The sequence below is a fragment of the Cohnella algarum genome (assembly GCF_016937515.1).
GTDB classification, from domain to species: domain Bacteria; phylum Bacillota; class Bacilli; order Paenibacillales; family Paenibacillaceae; genus Cohnella; species Cohnella algarum.
The window spans coordinates 1,265,820-1,283,636 of sequence record NZ_JAFHKM010000002.1 but is presented as its reverse complement, the minus strand read 5'-3'; the positions used below and the strand labels follow the sequence as shown (position 1 = coordinate 1,283,636).

14 protein-coding genes and 1 pseudogene are annotated in these 17,817 nt (G+C 59.0%); 13 read left to right on the top strand and 2 right to left on the bottom strand.

Translation table 11 applies throughout. From position 1 onward, the window contains the following. Nucleotides 1–512 precede the first annotated feature (512 nt). The 10 genes from JW799_RS05780 to JW799_RS05735 all read left to right on the top strand — a co-directional run bounded on the left by JW799_RS05780 (nt 513) and on the right by JW799_RS05735 (nt 12,863). Complete coding sequence (locus tag JW799_RS05780) at nt 513–1,661, top strand: cache domain-containing protein (RefSeq protein WP_205429025.1); 1,149 nt, start codon at nt 513–515, stop codon at nt 1,659–1,661. Continuing rightward, entirely contained in the window at nt 1,658–2,965 is a 1,308-nt protein-coding gene (locus JW799_RS05775) for a helix-turn-helix transcriptional regulator (RefSeq protein ID WP_205429024.1), read from the top strand. Before JW799_RS05780 ends, JW799_RS05775 begins: the two co-directional genes overlap by 4 nt. A 121-nt stretch (nt 2,966–3,086) precedes the next feature. Beyond that, the gene (locus JW799_RS05770) at nt 3,087–3,659 is read left to right on the top strand and encodes a hypothetical protein (RefSeq protein ID WP_205429023.1); all 573 of its coding nucleotides are present in this window, start codon (nt 3,087–3,089) and stop codon (nt 3,657–3,659) included. Further along, complete coding sequence (locus JW799_RS05765; RefSeq protein ID WP_205429022.1) at nt 3,656–6,874, top strand: Ig-like domain-containing protein; 3,219 nt, start codon at nt 3,656–3,658, stop codon at nt 6,872–6,874. Before JW799_RS05770 ends, JW799_RS05765 begins: the two co-directional genes overlap by 4 nt. 294 nt (nt 6,875–7,168) lie before the next feature. Further along, entirely contained in the window at nt 7,169–8,134 is a 966-nt protein-coding gene (locus JW799_RS05760; protein WP_080832707.1) for an ABC transporter permease, read from the top strand. Nucleotides 8,135–8,148: 14 nt separating this feature from the next. Continuing rightward, on the top strand, nt 8,149–9,045 hold the full coding sequence (locus JW799_RS05755) for an ABC transporter permease subunit (protein WP_205429021.1): 897 nt from the start codon (nt 8,149–8,151) through the stop codon (nt 9,043–9,045). A gap of 61 nt (nt 9,046–9,106) precedes the next feature. Next, nucleotides 9,107–10,624, top strand: a complete 1,518-nt coding sequence (locus tag JW799_RS05750; RefSeq protein ID WP_205429020.1) for an ABC transporter substrate-binding protein — start codon at nt 9,107–9,109, stop codon at nt 10,622–10,624. A 168-nt stretch (nt 10,625–10,792) separates the two neighbouring features. After that, a complete protein-coding gene (locus tag JW799_RS05745; protein WP_080832705.1) occupies nt 10,793–11,425 on the top strand; it encodes a DUF4183 domain-containing protein in 633 nt (210 codons plus the stop codon). A gap of 104 nt (nt 11,426–11,529) precedes the next feature. After that, nucleotides 11,530–11,913, top strand: a complete 384-nt coding sequence (locus JW799_RS05740) for a DUF4183 domain-containing protein (protein WP_080832704.1) — start codon at nt 11,530–11,532, stop codon at nt 11,911–11,913. Nucleotides 11,914–12,062: 149 nt separating this feature from the next. Next, nucleotides 12,063–12,863 (top strand): TetR/AcrR family transcriptional regulator, encoded by an 801-nt coding sequence (locus JW799_RS05735; RefSeq protein WP_205429019.1) that lies wholly within the window; start codon nt 12,063–12,065, stop codon nt 12,861–12,863. 780 nt (nt 12,864–13,643) lie between these two features. Here the strand turns inward: JW799_RS05735 and JW799_RS05730 are convergent. Both JW799_RS05730 and JW799_RS05725 read right to left on the bottom strand, forming a co-directional pair. After that, nucleotides 13,644–14,426, bottom strand: coding sequence for an ABC transporter permease (locus JW799_RS05730; protein ID WP_080832810.1), 783 nt, complete (start codon nt 14,424–14,426; stop codon nt 13,644–13,646). Beyond that, nucleotides 14,426–15,313, bottom strand: a complete 888-nt coding sequence (locus JW799_RS05725) for an ATP-binding cassette domain-containing protein (protein ID WP_080832702.1) — start codon at nt 15,311–15,313, stop codon at nt 14,426–14,428. Before JW799_RS05725 ends, JW799_RS05730 begins: the two co-directional genes overlap by 1 nt. 160 nt (nt 15,314–15,473) lie before the next feature. On the opposite strand from JW799_RS05725, the gene JW799_RS05720 reads away from it, so the two are divergent. The 3 genes and pseudogenes from JW799_RS05720 (at nt 15,474) to JW799_RS29225 (ending at nt 17,812) form a co-directional block, all read left to right on the top strand. Continuing rightward, a complete protein-coding gene (locus JW799_RS05720; RefSeq protein ID WP_240353156.1) occupies nt 15,474–16,229 on the top strand; it encodes a YkoP family protein in 756 nt (251 codons plus the stop codon). Nucleotides 16,230–16,456: 227 nt separating this feature from the next. Further along, a pseudogene (locus JW799_RS28340) lies at nt 16,457–17,191 on the top strand (DUF3900 domain-containing protein); the annotation flags it as partial. 6 nt (nt 17,192–17,197) lie between these two features. Next, nucleotides 17,198–17,812, top strand: a complete 615-nt coding sequence (locus tag JW799_RS29225) for a DUF3898 domain-containing protein (protein WP_275901504.1) — start codon at nt 17,198–17,200, stop codon at nt 17,810–17,812. Nucleotides 17,813–17,817: the final 5 nt, after the last annotated feature.

The following is a 17,817-nucleotide window of genomic DNA, read 5'->3' as shown; positions in this document are numbered from 1 at the left end:
GAACGCTGTCGATCCAGTTGAGTCGTAGTGACTCACCTCAGCCCGCCAAACACATATAGCCGCACTCAAATGAGTCATTGCGACTCATCTCGTCCTTCCGCATGCATGCAGGACAAGCCTACGTTGGATTTTGTCCAACGACCGAAGCGAGAAACACGGAAACCTCCGTCTACAGTGGATTTTATCCAACGAAAATCGGGTTTTTCGGACGAAATCGCCGAAAAGGCCTCGCCTGAGTGGACAAAATCCAACGAGGGCGGCAGGACTAGCTTAAAAGCCGGTTTCAGATTGGACAAAATCCAATCAGGGGGACCGCGCAGTTAGCAAAAAGCTGGCTTTGATCGGACAAACTCCAAGCTAAGCTGAGCCAAAAAAAAGTTTGACGGGCGGAGCACGGCAAAGCCGTTTTGATGATAACTTTTGCATTTTTATATGATTCGCATATTTTTGGATTGACATGAAAGCGCATTCCATAAATGATAGTTCTACATAAGAAAGGGGGGCTTCCTCCGGTGGGCATCATCCGGCTGCTGAAAAGCCGCAAATATTTGCAGCGCATCGTGCTGTATTTCAACCTGTCGTTCGTCGGGCTGCTGGTCATTTTCTCCGTCGCTTATTACGCAGTCTCCAAAAACATCGTCCTGGAGACGCAGAAGGAAGCCAACGAGAAAGTGTTGTCCCAAATCAAATACAACATCAATTATTTGCATGAAATCGTTCAAAATATCGCGATCATGATGAGCTTCGACCAAAGCATCGTCTATTTGAAAAACGCAAAAGAACCGGATCCCTTCACGAAATTCCAAACGATGCGGATGCTCGATACGGTCGCCGATTCCACCTCCTTCGTCGATTCCATCGCCGTGTACAGCGGCGTCGCGGAGCGAATGTACATTGGAGGCTCGGGAGCGTGGTCCCGCTCGCATTTGAAGGAACTGGAGGAGATGACGCTGCGCGTCCTGCGGGAATCCGGGCGTCCGACCGGCGGAAGGCTCATTCCGATGAAGACGGACGGTCGGAACGAGAGCGTGGATTTGTTCTCTTTTTTCGTCCTCGAAAACCACCCGACGAACGGCGCGGTTCCGAATGCCGTCGTCGTCAATATCCGGCCGGAGTGGGTGTTCGACAATATTTCCAATCTGAACAACCTTGGAGGGCATGGCGGCGGAATCGTCGTGCTGGATCGGAACGGGGAGGCGCTGACCTATCGCGGCGAGGCCGCGCCGATGGCCGGGGAGACCGAGGGACGGGCGGATTCCGCGGACGAAGCGAAGTCCGCAGACGGGCCGGACTCCGCAAGGGAATGGAAGTTCGCGAGCGAATGGAAGTCCGCAAACGGCCCGGCAACCGCAAACGGGCCGGAGTCCGAAATGTTCAAAATCAGCCGGATGGACGGAGAGAAGGTCCTCGTGTCCGAGATGAGCGTCGGGGTGAACGATTGGACGATCGTGAGCGTTTTGCCTTATGACGACGTGATGGGGCGGGTGGAGTCTTTTCGCGATATTTCCTTTATTTTGATCGGATTCGCGTTGGCGATTTCCGTCGCGCTTTCGGCCGCGGTCGCAAACCGCCTGTACCAGCCGATCCGCAAGCTGACCGACCTGTTTAAGCGCAGCGCGCTCGTCCCGGCAGCGGGGGGCCCAAGACGCAAGACGAGATGAGCTATATTTCCGGCGTATACGAGCTGACGCTGAACAAGCTGCGACTCGCCCGCCAGGAAGAGAACCGGAACCAGCAAATCGTGCACGATTATTATTTGCGGCGCTGGATGGCCGACAGCGAATCGCTGACCGAGGAGGAATTGGAGGAGTGCCGGAAAGCGTTCCCCCGGCTGTTCCCGAAGGAAGAGGGGGCGCGGCGGGGCTGGACGGTGGCCGTCCTGACGCCGGATCCGCCGTCGCCGGGCTCCCGCTCGTCCGTTCGCGACGATTTGTTCCGGTTCGCGGCGTGCAACATTACCGAAGAAACGGTGGGCCGGTCGTTTCCGGTTCGGGTTCTCGATATGAAAAACGATTTTCTGGTCGCCGTCGCGCGCACGTCGGCCGACGGATCGGACTCGGAGGCGGTGCGGAGGTTGCTCGGCGATGCGGTCGATACTTGCCGGCAGTTTTATCGCCGAACGTTCTCCGCGGCGGTTCGCCATCCCGCGAACGATTTCAGGGCGGTCAGCCTCGCTTACCGCGCCTCGGTACAGCAACTGATGTACCGCGTGCTGTACGGCCCCGGAGCCGTCATCGCGCCGGAGGACGTGGAAGGCAACATGGCCCGCCGCGACGTTGCGATTCCGGTCGAATGGGAAAAAAAGCTCGGCGAGGCCATTCGCGCCCGCGACGAGAAGGCGATTCTCGCGCTGCTCGACAAGTGGTTTGACGCGATCTCCGCTTTTCCGTACGACGATATGACGTTCGCGGTCCAACAAATTTTGCTGGTCGTCCGACAGGTGCTTCGCGAGCCCGTGTTCGCCGGCCATTTCAACTCGATCGCGATGCAGACGCTCGGAACGAGCGTCATTCGCTCCGACACGTTAGCCGGGATGAAGGAGAAGATCGCGTTGTTTCTGGAGCAGGTCTGTCTGGCGGAGAGAGAAGCCCAGAAGGAGGACAAAAACAAAGTGGTCGTCGACGCCATCAAGGAATTCGTGGAGAAAAACGCGCTGGACGTCAATTTGAGCCTGCAGTCGGTCGCGTCGAATTTCAAAATGTCCTCGGCCTACGTCGGCCGCCTGTTTAAGCAATACGAGAACGTTTCCGTCGGCGACTACATTAACGGGTACCGGCTGGAGAAGGCGCGGGAAATGCTGCTCGGCAGCAGCTTCAGCGTGAAGGAAATCGCCGATTACCTCGGCTTCAACAATGCAAGCTACTTTATTACGCTGTTCAAAAAAAGGTTCGGCATGACGCCGAAGGAATTCCGGATGAGCGTCGCGCTCGGGGAAGAAAGAAGGCTCGACGGCACGCGGAATTGATATAAAATGCAAATCCTGATACGTTTAACGGCATGTTGTCTCCGTTTTGGGATAGCCGCCGCCGACTCCCTTTGTCAGAATGAAACCGCAATCCACACTAAAAGGAAAGGCGTGAAGTGGGATGAGCAAGCGGTTTTTGGCGGCGCTATTGGTGTTCGCGTTAGCGCTGGGAGGGCTTCCCGCCCCGAGCGGTCAAGCGCAGGAGGGGGCGGCGAAGGCGTTTTACGTGGCGCCAAATGGAAGCGATTCCAATTCAGGAGGGCCGAACGATCCGTTCCGCACGCTGGAGGCGGCGAGGAACGCCGTTCGCTCGCTCAAGAACGGGGAGGGTTTGCCGGCGGGGGGCGTCACCGTCTACTTAAGGGAAGGCACGTATCCGAGAAGCGAGTCGTTCGAGCTGACGGAGGAGGATTCCGGCACGGCCGAATCTCCGATCGTCTATCGCGCCTACCCTGGCGAGACGGTTCGGCTGTCGGGCGGCGCGAACCTGGACCGTACCGGTTTCGAGCCCGTCGCCGACCCGGCCGTGCTGCAGCGGATCATCGATCCGGCCGCGCGCGGCAAAGTCGTCCGGTTCGACCTGGCGGCTCACGGGTTGACCGACTACGGCCAAATCAGCCGGCACGGCTACTGGAAAGCGAGCGATATCAGCCTGCTGCCGCCGATGCAGCTGTACATCGGGGGCAGGGCATGACGCTGGCCCGCTGGCCCAATGACGGGACCGTTCAAATGGGCGATATCGTCGATCCCGGACCGACGGCGAACGATCCGGACCTGCAGGAGAGGGGCGGGACGTTCAAGTACGAATACGATCGTCCGATGTATTGGACGCAGGCGGACGATATTTGGCTGGACGGCATTTTCGGCTACAGTTGGGAGTGGTCCTACAACAAGATCGCGAGCATCGATACCGAAAACAAGACGATCACGCTGCGGTACGGCGAAATGTCGGGCATTCAAAAAAACTGGTATCCCGATTTCCATTTTGCCGAAAACCTGCTTGAGGAAATCGACATGCCGGGCGAATACTACATCGACCGGAACAGCGGCGTGCTGTATTTGCTTCCGAACGCGGCTTTTCTTTCCGGAAACGGCGACGTTACGGTAACGACGCTGAAGAAGCCCATGATCACGACGATAGGGGCCTCCCACATCCGGTTCGAGGAGCTCGCGCTGGAGTACGGCCGCGACACGGCGGCGGTCATCATCGGGGGCAGCAACGTGACGATCTCGCACTGCGACATCAGCAACTTCGCGGGCGGCGCCGTCTTCGTCAACGTCCCGAGCAAGCAGATGGATCCGGTCCCGGACGATCGGCTGAACGGCACCGGCCACTTGATCGAAAGCACCCATATTCATCATATCGGATCGCTGGCCGTCACGCTCAACGGCGGAAGCGCGGCAACGCTCGAACCCGGGAACAACCGGGTCGTCAACTCCCATATTCGCGACTTCGCCTTTTACAACAAGGCTTACAATCCGGGCGTCGTCCTGCGGGGAGTCGGCAACCAGGCGATCGGCAACGAAATTCACGACGCCCCGCATCCGGGAATTCTCATTTTCGGCAACGATCATCTGGTGGAATTCAACGACATTTATGACGTCTGCAAACTGTTTTCCGATCTCGGCGCCATTTACATGAACGCGGGGGCGACTCCGCAGGAGCGGGGAACGGTCATCCGGCACAATTACTTCCACCATATCGGCGAGGGCAAGCCGGGCGTGGAGGGGGTTTACCCGGACAACCTGACGATGGGGTTGACGATCGAGAAAAACATTTTCTACAAGATGGGAAACGCCGCGATCAAAAACAACGCCGGCTCCTATATTTCGGCGACCAACAACCTGTTCGTCGACACGTACGTTCCGTTCGACAACCATGAGATGTTTCTGGGCAACGCGCCGGGCAACAAGATCGATACCGACTACATGCCGCAATGGGAGGCGCTCTTCGAAGCCAACAACGATTTTATCGGCACCCCGTATTTGACCAAGTATCCGGAGCTTGCGAACTTTTTCGAAGAGAACCGCTATTATCCGGACAGCAACGATTTCAAGCGCAACGTCGTGTACAACCCGACGCTTCAGCGGTCGCCGGACGTCAATGCGGAAGGCGCGCGGGACGTTCTCGACCTGCTTGATTACGAAAACAACTGGGTGACGACGCAGGATCCGGGCTTCGAAAATTTGGCCTCCGGCGATTTGCGCCTGCGGGAAGACGCGCCGGTGTTCAGCCAAATTCCCGGCTTCGCCGACATTCCGTTCGAGGCGATCGGCACGCAGGGGAAAGTGGGGATTTCCCACGCTCCGGATGCCGTCGAGCTGCTCGACGTCGAATTCCCTTACGAGGCGATCACGTTGGAACTGGGCAAGTCGGCCGTCGTCAAAGCCGAGGCCATTCCGTGGAACGCCGCGGACGTCTCGGTGACGTACGGCAGCAGCGATCCGGCGGTTGCGGCGGTTGACGGGAACGGCGGCATCCAGGCATTGGCGCCCGGAGTAGCGACGATTACGGCGCGGTCGGCCGCGAATCCGGCGTTGTCGGACACGCTCGAGGTGACGGTTGCCGACGGCGACGGGGTCATGCACTTCACCGACTTCGAATCGGGCGGCAACGGCTGGCCGGTCGATCCCAATCGCAGCATCGAAGAGGATGAGGAAGGCAATCATTGGTATCGCCTGGTCGGGGGAGCGAACGCCCAATCGCCGCGGGAATTCGCCGACTACGTGCTCGAATATCGGCTGAAAATGCCCGCGGAGGTGCCCGAAGGGGCGAACTATCTGATGTACGAACGCAACGGATCGAACGGCAGCGGATACGTTTTCTACAAAAAGACGGCCGGCGGCTCTTTATGGGCGCTTTACGATTCGCAATGGCGCACATTGGCCGAAGTCGGGCTGGACCGCGAAGACCTGCTGCCCGGCGGCATTCATGCGATCAAGCTCGTCGTCCAAGGCCCGAACGTAAGCCTGTACGTCGACGGGGAGCTGCGCCTGCAAGGCGCGAACCCTTCCCACAGCCCGAGCGGCAAAGTCGGGTTCTACGTGGAAGGAGTCGCGGATATGCGGTTCGACGACGTGAAATTTTCGCTGCTCCGGGAGCCGGTCACGGATATCGAAGTGTCCCCGGCAGCGCTGACGCTCGAAATGGGCGAGAGAAAGCAGTTGACGGCGACCGTGCTGCCGCCGAACGCGTCGAACCGGAACGTGCGGTGGGAATCCAGCGACCCGGCCGTCGCGACCGTGGACGAAGCGGGCGTCGTGACGGCGGTGAAGTCCGGATCGGCGGCAATCCGCGCCGTCTCGGAAGACGACGGCGAGATCCGGGCCGAATCGGCCGTGACCGTCCGGCCGTGGCCGAAGTATCCGGTCCAAACGCTGAACAAGGCCATCAAGGACAAAAAGGGCTGGACGGATTCGGACGCGGTCGAGTTCCGCAAAGGGAACGTCCGCATCGCCGGCGAAGGCGTGTTCGGGTACGAAGGCAAGAAGTTCGGCAGCGAGCTTCTGCGGTTCAACGCCAAGTTCGGAGCGTATGACGGAGGCTGGTACGGGTTCGCGCTGCGCTCCGACCGCGCCGGCGATCCGACCTGGGTGAACGGCAACAAAGGGTACCTCGTCGTCATCAAGGAGGATCAGATCGAATTCCAGACGTGGAAGCCGGGGCAAACGATGGTGCGGATCATCCCGAACGACGCGTTCGAAGCCGGGCGCGAGTACGAGATCGAAATCGGCGTCATCCGCTCCTCCGGCGGAGAACGGTTCATTCTGAAATCGGGCTCCCGCGTCGTCCTGAACGAATGGGATGCCGATGCGAACAACCCGATCGTCGGAGAAGGGTACTTCAACGTCTACCACTACGGCGGGGACGGAGAAGCGGTCGAGCTGATGCCGGCTAAATCGAAGTAACGGCTGGAGCCGCCCGGATCGACGAGGGCGGCTCCTTTTTGCCAGCATAACAATAACGGCCGAAATCGACGGTTAAAGTGCTCCGGCAAGCCCGGCCGCGACGCCTGCGTGGCCTCAAGCCGATGGCACCGCCTGCGCGGAAACGATTTTTGGTGCGATTCGCAAATCCGGCGATCGAAATTGATACGAAATGCGATTTTTAGGATTTCGGCAGCGCTTTCAGGTGTGCCATGATGAGGGAGCGGGCCGCATCGAGCCGTCCGCGAGACATCATACGAGAGGGGGACCGAACGCATGCGCCAATCCGAAGCCGTCCTGTCCGGCGCCGCCGCCGAAGGCAGGCCGAAATCCCGCCGAAAGCCCCGGCTCAGGAGCAGCGACAAGGAGCTCAGCCTTCTGGCGCTCCCTGCGGCGATCTATATTTTCGTCTTCAGCTATCTGACGATGTTCGGCGTCATCATCGCGTTCAAAAATTACCGGTACGACAAGGGCATCTGGGGGAGCGAGTGGGTCGGGCTCGCCAACTTCGAATTTTTTTTCCTGACCGAGAAGGCGTATATCGTTACCCGCAATACCGTTCTTTACAACGTCTGGTTTTTTATCGTGACGACGCTCTGCGCGCTGCTCGTGGCGGTGCTGCTGAACGAAATTTCGCGAAAATGGAGCAAGTATTACCAGACCGTCATGTTTCTGCCGACCTTCGTCTCTTGGGTCGTCATCATGTATTTGGCGGAAATTTTCCTCCACCACGACTACGGCTTCATTAACCAGGTGCTGCAAGCGTTCGGGGCGGAGCGGGTTCGCTGGTACTTGGAACCGGCCAACTGGCCGGCCATTCTGACGGTGGCCCACCTGTGGAAATCGATCGGGTTTTCCGCGCTGGTCTATTACGCGGGCATCGTCGCGATCGATCCGTCTTATTACGAGGCGGCGCGGATCGACGGCGCGACCCGGTTTCAAATGGTCCGCAAAATCACGATTCCGATGCTGGCTCCGCTCATCACGATTTTGCTCATCATGAATATCGGCAGCATGTTCCGCGGCGATTTCGGCCTTCACTTTTTCGTATCGGGGAATTCGCCTCTTCTGTACAACTCGGTCGACATCATCGACACGTTCGTCTATCGCGCGCTCAGCGTCAGCGGCGACACGTCGATGGCGGCCGCGGTGGGGCTGTATCAATCGCTGGTCGGGTTTGTGCTGGTGGTGGCGGCCAACTACGTCGTCCGCAAAATCAACGAGGAAAATTCCCTTTGGTAGGAGGCGAGGCATCCGTGAACGAATCGGCTTTGAAGGGCGGCCGGGTTAGCAACGCGATTTTTCATCTGTTTTTCGTGCTCCTGTCGATCGGAATTCTGGCCCCGTTTCTGCTCATCGTATCCGTTTCCCTGACCGACGAGAAGGCGCTGGCGGAGTTCGGGTATTCATTTATTCCGTCCCGTTTCAGCCTGGTCGCGTACGATTTCATTCTGCAGTCGCCGGCCGCTTTGCTGCGGGCATACGGCAACACCATTTTCATCACCGTCATCGGAACGGTCTTGAGTCTGCTGCTCACGAGCATGGTCGCGTACGTCGTTTCGAGAAGAGATTACCGGCTGAGAGTGCCCTTGACGGTTTACATCTTTTTCACGATGCTGTTCTCGGGCGGTCTGGTGCCGTTCTACATTTTGATGACGCAATATTTGCACCTGAAAGACTCGCTGTGGGCGATCATCCTTCCCGGCATGCTGTCTCCCTTCTACGTGCTCATCATGAAGGGCTTCATGGGCAAAATCCCGCACGAGCTGATCGAATCCACGAAGGTCGATGGAGCGAGCGAGCGGCGCATCTTTTTCCAGATGATCCTCCCGCTTTCGACGCCGGCGCTGGCGACGTTGGGCCTGTTCATCGCGTTCAACTATTGGAACGAGTGGTTCAACGCGCTGTTGTTCATCGACAACGATAAACTCGTCCCGCTGCAGCTGCTGCTCGTCCGGATTATGAACACGCTCGATTTTCTCCGCAACAACAGCGAGTACATCCAAAGCCTGGGGCTGGACATGAGCCAGTTGCCCAACGAATCGATGCGGATGGCGCTGGTCATTCTGGTGGCGGGCCCGATGATGTTCATTTTTCCGTTTTTCCAAAAATATTTCGTGCAAGGCATGACGGTAGGTTCGTTAAAGGGGTAACGGCGCGAAGCTGCTTTGTCCATGTTCATAAATTAAAAATGATTGACGGAGGGGTTCTGGCATGAAAAAGGTTCGGTATGTCGGCATTCTGATGATTTGCCTGGCTTTGTTCGCGACGGCGTGCAGCGGAGGCGGCAGCGGCGGGGGAACCAACGGGCCCGCGGCAAGCGGCGAATCGTCCGCGCCGGCTTCCGCGTCGGGAAGCGAGAGCGGGCTGCCCGAAGTCACGCTCACGTGGTATTACGGCGTCGCCCAAGTGTCGCCGGACCAGCAACTGATCGAAGACGAGGTCAACAAAATCATCAAGCCGAAACTCAACGCGACCGTCAAGCTGAAGCCGATCGATTTCGGCAGCTACACGACGAAGCTGAATACGGCAAGCGCCGCGGGCGAGGAGTTCGACCTGGTCTGGACGGCGAACTGGGCGTTCAACTACGACGAAAACGTGAAAAAGGGCGCGTTCCTGCCGCTCGACGATCTGATCGACGAATACGCCCCCGAGACGAAAAAAGCGATTCCGGACTTTACGTGGGACGCGACGAAGCACCAGGGTCAAATCTATGCCGTTCCGAACTACCAGACGGTCATTTCGCGCTACGGCATCAACGTGATCAAGGAATATGCGGACAAATACGGGCTGGACCCCGCCAGCGTCAAACGGTATGAGGACCTGGAGCCGTTCCTCGAGTTGATCAAGCAAAACGAGCCCGGCATCGTACCGTTCATGCTCGTCGGCCCGCTGACGAAGTTTCATCCGTTTTTCTGGGGCTACGACGATTACGGGGTGAAGCTCGGGGACGAGACGTATAAGGTGAATTTCCTCGAAGCTTCGCCGGAATACAAGCAATTCGTCGAATTGATGCACAGCTGGTTCGAAAAAGGCTATATCAACGAGGACGCGTCCACGGTCAAGCAGATCGACAGCAGCCATAACGGCACGTTCGCCGCGTCCATCGAATACACGATGAAGCCGGGCTACGAAGCGGAAATCAAGGCGAAAAACGGCGGCCGGGACATCATCGGCATTCCGCTCACGGACGTGACGACGACCCGTACCTCCAATATCGCGACGCTGACGGCAATCAGCCGCACCTCCAAAAATCCGGAGCGCGCCATGATGCTGATCGAACTGGTCAATACGGACCGGGAGCTGTTCAACCTGCTGAGCTTCGGTTTGGAAGGGAAGCACTACGAGAAGCTGAGCGACAACATCGTCAAAACGAATCCGAACGGAGGCTATACGGCTTCCAACTGGGTGTTCGGCAACGTGTTCAACGGCTATCTGATCGAAGGCCAGGCGGAAGATACGTGGGAGGTCACCGAGGAGTGGAACCAGTCCGCCGTCGTGCAGCCGACGTTCGGGTTCAATTTCGACGATACGGCGGTGAAGGCGGAAAACGCCAACGTGGCGGCCATCCGGGCCGAATACGAGCCGCTGCTGTTCACGGGCACGGTCGATCCCGCCGAATATTTGCCGGAATATATCGACAAGCTGAAAAAAGCCGGCGTCGAAAAGGTGCATGCGGAGCTGCAAAAGCAACTGGACGCCTGGGTCGCGGAGAAGAAGCAAAACGGCTAAACCGCGGTTTGCGGGCTCGATGAATAAAACCAACCTCTCCTTTGAGCGGCGGGGGCCCGGCGAGGCCCTTTCGCGAGCGGAGGGGTTTCTTTTTGCGCCGGAAAAGGAAGTGCGCTTCGCAAGGCAGGCGCATACAATATACATCATGCCAAAAGGGGGGAGAGAGCGATGAGGTCCATCTCCCGCAAAAAAAAGCGGCGCAAGCGAAAAATCCGCCCCTGCCCGGCTCTCTCCAAAAAGAGACCGCGCCAGCGGCGCCGCCGCAAAGCCCGGCGGCCGAGCGCGGCATGCCGCAAAAAGCGCGTCTCGCCGCCGCGATTGCTCCGGCAGGCCGGGTTCGCCGATCCGCCGCCGGGCGCTCCCGGGCCGCAGGGGCAGGCAGGACCGGTCGGGCCGATCGGATCGGCTGGGCTTGCCTGCCCTGCGGGTCCCGCAGGCTTTGCGGATGCTGCAGGACCGGAGGGTCCGGCGGGACCAACGGATCCGGCCGCATGGCCTGCCATCTCCGTTCATCCGGTCGTGCAGCGGTTTTTCTTCGTTCCTCCCTCCGCGATTTCAATGTCGGAGCCGCAAGTTTTGGCCGCGGAACGGTTCGAGAACGATCAGGGCGAGCCCGCGACCGAATTTCCGGACTTCGGGAGATCCGGTTACTATAATTTGTACGTGAACGGGGTTTTGCAGGAGGGAAGCCTTTATCGCGTGGATTCGCGCTCGGTTGCGTTGGCGCCGACGGGCCAGACGATTATTGCGGGCGCTCCGATCATTCTCGAATCGGTCGGCTTCCTCGTCCGCGTTTCCTGAAAACCGGTGTTCTTTTCCCAAGGGATGCGCACAAGCTGTCGAATCTTTCCTTGAATATGGTATAAAGCTACGCGCAACTCCTTTTGGGAAAGGAGGTTCATCTCATGGCATTGCAACTAATGAAACTCGCCGTCTCGATCCAGACGTCGGTGACGGTCGGACCCGCCTCCGACAAGTTTTTTTACGTGACGACGGCGGAAACGGCCGCGGGAGCGACGCTCAGCATCGATGCCGCCAGCTTTTTCGACAATACCGGCGCGGCGGTCGCGGCACTGCCGGCGTTGGCGACGGACAACAGCTATTTCAGCGTATACGTCAACGGCGTCCTTCAAATGGAAGGCATTTGCACCTATACGCCCGGCGCCACCGGCGTCGGTTCGCTTGCCATCGCCGTCCCCGCAGGCGGAGACCCCATCCTTGCGGATTCCCCGGTTGTGCTCGAAGTGCTGAATTTCGCGCCGGCTTCGACGTCGACGGTCAATACCTGAAGCCGCCGGCCGGCGAAACGATTTAAAAGCGTCTTTCCCGTTCGGGAAAGGCCTTCTTTTTGGCGATCCGATCCGGCTCCCGGTCCATGATTATGATATACTGTTTACAGGATACACACTTTTTGGGGTTGCCTGCGGAGGACGGATAGATGGATAGCCATGATTTTTCGGACCACGAAGCGTTCAAAAACTTTCCGAACGGAGCCAAGCTCAGTTGGGGATTGGCCAAGCCGTCCCGGAGAGGCCCGAAGGGCGAATTAAACGTCAAAAAAATCGTCGACGCGGCGATCGAGATTGCCGACTCGGACGGGCTGCCCGCGGTTTCGATGAATCGGGTCGCCTCCAGGCTCGGGTTTACGCCGATGTCCCTCTACCGGTACATATCCGGCAAGGAGGACCTGCTTTTCCTTATGCAGGACGCCGTATGCGAGATTCCGATTCCGCCCGACGACCCGGAGAAGGACTGGCGGCAAAGCATGCGGGAATATGTCGCGGCATGCATTCAGGTGTTCCGGGTTCACCCGTGGTTTGCGGATATTCCGATTACGGGCGTCCCGCTCGGGCCGAACAATTTGCGGGTGGTCGACTGGGCGCTTCGGCCGCTTCGCCGATTTCCGTTGAACGATTTCGAGAAAATGTCGATCGTCTTGCTGCTCAGCGGCTACTCGCGTTCGGCCGGCATTCTCCAGCGGGACATGGACCGGGCCATTCAGGCCGGCTCCGACCTGGGAACGTTCAGCGGAGTCGGCTACGGGGCCGCCCTCAAGCTGCTGCTCGATCCCGAACGCTTTCCGGACCTGTATCCGATCGTCGCGTCCGGCGCGTATACGGAAGAAAGCGAGGTCGAAAATACGGTCGGCAACGATTTCGATTTCGGGCTGGAGCGGATTTTGGACGGGATCGAGCATTACCTCGCCTCCAAAAACGCCGGGGCGAACGAGGGCGAGTAGACGGGGCCGGGGCACAGAATCGGTTTGCCCGGTTTCGCGGAGAACGCCGGAAAGTTTTGCCGGCGATTTTTTAGAATCCGTGCGGCGGATCTCCGAAAGGAATCCGCTGCGTTTAAGCTTTATCTGCGATAGGGAACCATCCTGGAGTATGGATGATTTTCAACCATAACGGTTCGGCAATCCCCGATTTTTCCCGGTTATTTAAAGTTAAATCAAGACGAAGGCTTCAAAGAACGCAAGGAGAAAGCAAAAATAAAGCCCGTCTCCGTCGTTGAGATGAGTTATTTTTCCGCACCTGCCAAAACGGACAAGTTGCCGAAGTTGCCGAATTCGATGAGATAAGCTTGAACTGCCGCTTGACTGAGCTCCCGGCCGGCGGTTCGCTGCATGGCGGCGGTCGGTCGATCGTGCGGCGGGGGAAGCGGTGGTCAGGTGAGGGGCTTATGTTGGATTATATCCAACGGACAGAGCGAAAAGCGAGGAAAACTCGGTCTAGAGTGGATTTTATCCAACGAAGAACTTGAAATGAGGCCGAAATCGCCGGAAAGGCCTCGCCTGGTTGGACAAAATCCAACGGAGCCGGCGAGCTTCGCAAAAAAAGCGGTTTTGGTTGGACGAAATCCAATGAAGCCACGCCGGGCCTCGCGAAAGTCCGGCAAGCCCCTTTAGTTCGCGAGCGGCCGGGATGTCCGGCTTGCCAAGGGCGCGTCCAGACGTTTTCTTAGTCCGCGTCCTTTGCCTAGCCGGCATCCGGCATCCCGCGTTTGCCGACTTCCCGCCTTACCGGCGCCCGGCCTTGCGGCGGAACGCGGCGAGGCACCAAACGACGGACGCGAGCAAAATCGCCGCGCACCAGCCGACGGCCAGCCAGCCGTTCGAGCCGATCGGGGTTCCCATCAGCAGGCCGCGTATGAGTTCAATGACGGGCGTAATCGGCTGATGGTCCGCGACGCCTTGCAGCCAATCCGGCATCGTGTCGGTCGGAACGAAGGCGCTGGACAAATAAGGGAGGAACAGCAGGATGAAGCCGTATCCGCTGGCGGCGGAAGGACTGCCGGCGACCATGCCGATGGCGGCGAAAAGCCAGGTGAGCGCCAGGATGAACAAAGCGATGACGGCTACCGCCGCCAGCCATTCCGGCGCGCTCGCGGAAGGCCGAAACCCGACGAGAAGCGCGACGCCGATGACGATGGCGGTCGCCAGCAAATTGCGGGCCAGGCTCGCGACGACGTGCCCGGTAATGACGCCGAGGCTGCGGATCGGCATCGTACGAAACCGGTCGACGATGCCGTTCTTCATATCGAGCGCGACGTCGACCGCGGTGCCGGACGAGCCGAAGCCGGCGCACAGCAGAATGATTCCCGGCACGACGTAATTGACGTAGTTTCCGCTCGTATCGATCGCCCCTCCGAACACATACGTAAACATCAGCATCAGCAGAACGGGCAGCAGAATGGCCATAAGCAGCGCTTCGGCATTGCGCAAGCTCAATCGGATGCTGCGCCCGATGAAGACGGCGTTCGTCACGAGAAAAGAGGCGGACTTGCTTGTCGTTGGAGTCATCATGACGGAATTCCCTCCTTTTTTTTGGATGTGAGCGACAGAAAGACGTCGTCCATGCTCGGTTTGCGAATGGCGACCCGGGTTTCCCGCGGAAACAGCGGATACAACCCGTCCAGCGTTTCCCGAATGTCCGCGAGATGCCCGGTCGTGGGAAGCGACTGGAGCAGCTCGTCGTCCGCCCCTCGCAATTCGATCACTTCGCCGGCCACGCGCGATTTCAATTCCTTCGCCGTTCCGGTCGCGATGACGCGCCCGCCCGAAATGACGGAAATCAGATCGGCTAGCTGATCGGCTTCTTCCAGGTACTGCGTGGTCAGAAAAACGGTCGTCCCTTGTTCCTTCAAACGCAGGATGATCTCCCACAGGGCCCGCCGGCTTGTCGTGTCGAGGCCGGTCGTCGGTTCGTCCAGAAACAGAATCGGTCTCGGCACGACCAGGCTGATCGCGAGATCGAGCCGCCGCCGCATGCCGCCCGAGTAGGTTTTGACGCGCTTGCGGGCCGCGGCGGCCAGGTCGAAGCGGTTCAGCAGCTGGCGGGCTCTGGCCGTCGTTTCGGCGGGCGAGAGCCCGGACAGCCGGCCCATCATGCGCAAGTTTTCTTCGGCGGTCAGCATTTCGTCGACCGCGGCGAACTGGCCGGTAAGGCTGATGGCGTGTTTGACCTTGTTTTTTTCGGTTTTGACGTCGAATCCGGCCACCCGGACCAAGCCTTCGTCCGGCGGGACGAGCGTCGATAAAATGTGAATCAGCGTCGTTTTGCCCGCGCCGTTCGGGCCGAGCAGCGCATAGACGGCGCCCGCGGGGACCGTCAGGTCGATTCCGTCAAGCACGGTATGGCGGCCGAACGATTTCCGCAGCCCTTTCGTTTCGATTGCAAGGTCGTTCATGGATAGGCTCCTCTCCTTCGCGAATCATGTGTATTTCATAAACAGTATATATCATAAACAATATATTATATACGCAGTTTTTTGACAACACCATTTTTGGCTAAAATGCAAAACCCCGATCTCCGTCCAGTCCCTCACGGGACAAAAGGTGGGGCATCCGATGCGACGCCGGGTGAGGGGCGAATGGATTCGGCGCGGCTACAATGAAGATGGATCTTCGAACGAATACGGACGGAAGCGGGGAGAGGAAATGAACGGACGGGAAACGAATTCCCTTGAATGCCCGGCAGCGGCGGCGGGCCAAACGCTGCCTTCAGCGCGAGCGCCGCGGGCTGCCAACTATACGGTCATGCAGAAGATATGGCTTCTATGGGAGAAGCTCGCGGGCTGGGGTATGAAACTCGGATGCGATTATGTGCTGGAGTTCGGCATCTGCAAGGTCATGGTCAAACGTCACACGGGAGAAGCGATCGACTGCGAGGACGGCACGAGGATCGAACCCGGCGACCGGATCGGCGAGCTGCACCTGGACAACCGACAGATGCTGGAGCTGGCGCGGACGCTAGGGCCCGATCGGGCGGCTTTGCAGACGGCAAGGCTGGCGCGGGCGTCGTTGAAACGGATCGACGAGGCGATGGAAACGAGGCCGGAGTTGATCGAAGTGAAGGCGCTGGTGGGCGTCACCCTGCTCCATCGGGGGCTTATTCACGGCTTGGGGTTCGAATGCAAGCCGCTACCGTCCAAAGGGTTCGAAAGGACGTCGACCGTCTATTTGCAGACGTTGTTGCGGTTCATGCATCCGGAAGGGGCGAACCGCGTGAGCCGCAGCAAGCAAAAGCTGACTCCGCTTATGCTCGTCCACACGCGCGAGTCGCTCCGGATTTCGATGGCCCGGGTAAGGTCCGACCTCTCCTGAGCATCTCCCGGACATTGGCCGGACGCTGTTTTTGATCCTAACGGGTCGTCTCTCAGGGCCGTGCTCGGCCCGCCTAGCCCCTCAATAGCCCCGTCAAGCCGAAGTCCCGAAATTCCCCTTTTCCAAACCGCGCCGTCTTGCTATACAATGAAGAGCGGGAACATCCCGCGCGACGGGAAGCATCGGGCGGCGCGCGGCCGTCCGGAAAAGGAGCCTTTTTCAGGAGCATGAAATTTTCCATACAATATTTGTCGTTTTTCGTGATTCAGACGGAAGGAGCCGGCGATCCGGATTCGGGCAGGCGGTACAAGCACTACCAGACGCTGGATCAGTTCGATTACGAGGAAAGCGAAATCAAATCGTTTCTGGACTCGGAGTTCGCGCGAATCGCCAAGCGAAAAGCCGACGTCCATGCCGTTTCGGAAAACGCCCCGACGAAAATCGGCCGGTTTGTGGTGGAGCCGGGGCACGATCCGGACAGCAATCCGAACTACAATCTGTTTCAAAAGCTTCGTTCGGCGCGGGACAAGCAGCAGTTTCATTACGCCTGCGACGATATGGTGCGGCTGTACATGAACACGAGCGCGGTGCGGGGGGGAGCCTTCATCGTCGCGCAGGGCAAGTTGAACGAGCTGTTCGACGATCCGTTCGTCTTCGTGCTGAAGTGCGATTTCGAGTCCAAAATCGCGCGCGTCTCCGACGAAAAAAGCCTCATCTCGCACGTCGAAATGGCGATCAGCGCCCGCAACATCAAATCGATCCAGTATCCGAACATGCCGGAGGAAGGGATGCTGGAGCCGTTCGAGCTGAAAATTCACCAGGCCTCGCACGCCCGCTATTTCGAGGACTTTCTCAAGTACGTCTCCTACGAAAAGTCGAAGCCCGAAATCGTGACCGACCAGGTGCTCGATCTCGTTCAGCAATATATGGAGACGAAGTGGCAAGGCGGGGAAGGCGAAGAGGACGCGATGCCGCCTTACGCGGCTCCATACGTCGCGGCTTCCGCCGAAACGGCCGCGGACGACGGGGCGTACGAGCGGGCGCGGGAACCGGAAGCGGGCGGCGAGCCCGCGGCCGAGTCGCCGCTCCGGCTTGCCGAAGACGGCGGGGCGGAAGCCGAAGATCGGCGGCGCGACGGAGCGGGGAACGCCGACGGCGGCGGCCCGGATTACAGCCCGGATTACGGCGCGCATGCCGGCGAGCCCGGCGGCGCGGGCGCCGGAGCGCAAGGCCATCCCGGGCGGCAGCGGGAAGCCAGCCAGTATGAAGCCTGGGCGGCCAGCGACAAAAGGCAGCTGCAGGAAAAATGGACGCACGACGACGTCATGGAAGCGACGGCGCAAATTGTCGAGCTTCAGCCGGAGCTGGAGCTTAAATTCAAGCTGGACGACATTTCCGTCAAGGGGCGGATGTCGGATTACGGCGGCAGCCTGCACATCGCCCGGTTCAGGGGGCGATACGTCGTGCTGATCGAAGGGGATACGTTCGAGTTCGAGAAAGGGCTCTCCCCGGTCGAGCTGCTGTATCCGGACGAGCTGGAGGATGTGCTTGCGCGGGTGGCCCGGCGGAACGAAGAGGCTTAAGGCAG

Coding starts and splice junctions, on each gene's coding strand:
- JW799_RS05775 (WP_205429024.1), top strand. CDS start 1,658: ATGAGCTATATTTCCGGCGTATACGAGCTGACGCTGAACAAGCTGCGA.
- JW799_RS05770 (WP_205429023.1), top strand. CDS start 3,087: ATGAGCAAGCGGTTTTTGGCGGCGCTATTGGTGTTCGCGTTAGCGCTG.
- JW799_RS05765 (WP_205429022.1), top strand. CDS start 3,656: ATGACGCTGGCCCGCTGGCCCAATGACGGGACCGTTCAAATGGGCGAT.
- JW799_RS05760 (WP_080832707.1), top strand. CDS start 7,169: ATGCGCCAATCCGAAGCCGTCCTGTCCGGCGCCGCCGCCGAAGGCAGG.
- JW799_RS05750 (WP_205429020.1), top strand. CDS start 9,107: ATGAAAAAGGTTCGGTATGTCGGCATTCTGATGATTTGCCTGGCTTTG.
- JW799_RS05745 (WP_080832705.1), top strand. CDS start 10,793: ATGAGGTCCATCTCCCGCAAAAAAAAGCGGCGCAAGCGAAAAATCCGC.
- JW799_RS05740 (WP_080832704.1), top strand. CDS start 11,530: ATGGCATTGCAACTAATGAAACTCGCCGTCTCGATCCAGACGTCGGTG.
- JW799_RS05735 (WP_205429019.1), top strand. CDS start 12,063: ATGGATAGCCATGATTTTTCGGACCACGAAGCGTTCAAAAACTTTCCG.
- JW799_RS05730 (WP_080832810.1), bottom strand. CDS start 14,426: ATGACTCCAACGACAAGCAAGTCCGCCTCTTTTCTCGTGACGAACGCC.
- JW799_RS05725 (WP_080832702.1), bottom strand. CDS start 15,313: ATGAACGACCTTGCAATCGAAACGAAAGGGCTGCGGAAATCGTTCGGC.
- JW799_RS05720 (WP_240353156.1), top strand. CDS start 15,474: ATGCGACGCCGGGTGAGGGGCGAATGGATTCGGCGCGGCTACAATGAA.
- JW799_RS29225 (WP_275901504.1), top strand. CDS start 17,198: ATGCCGCCTTACGCGGCTCCATACGTCGCGGCTTCCGCCGAAACGGCC.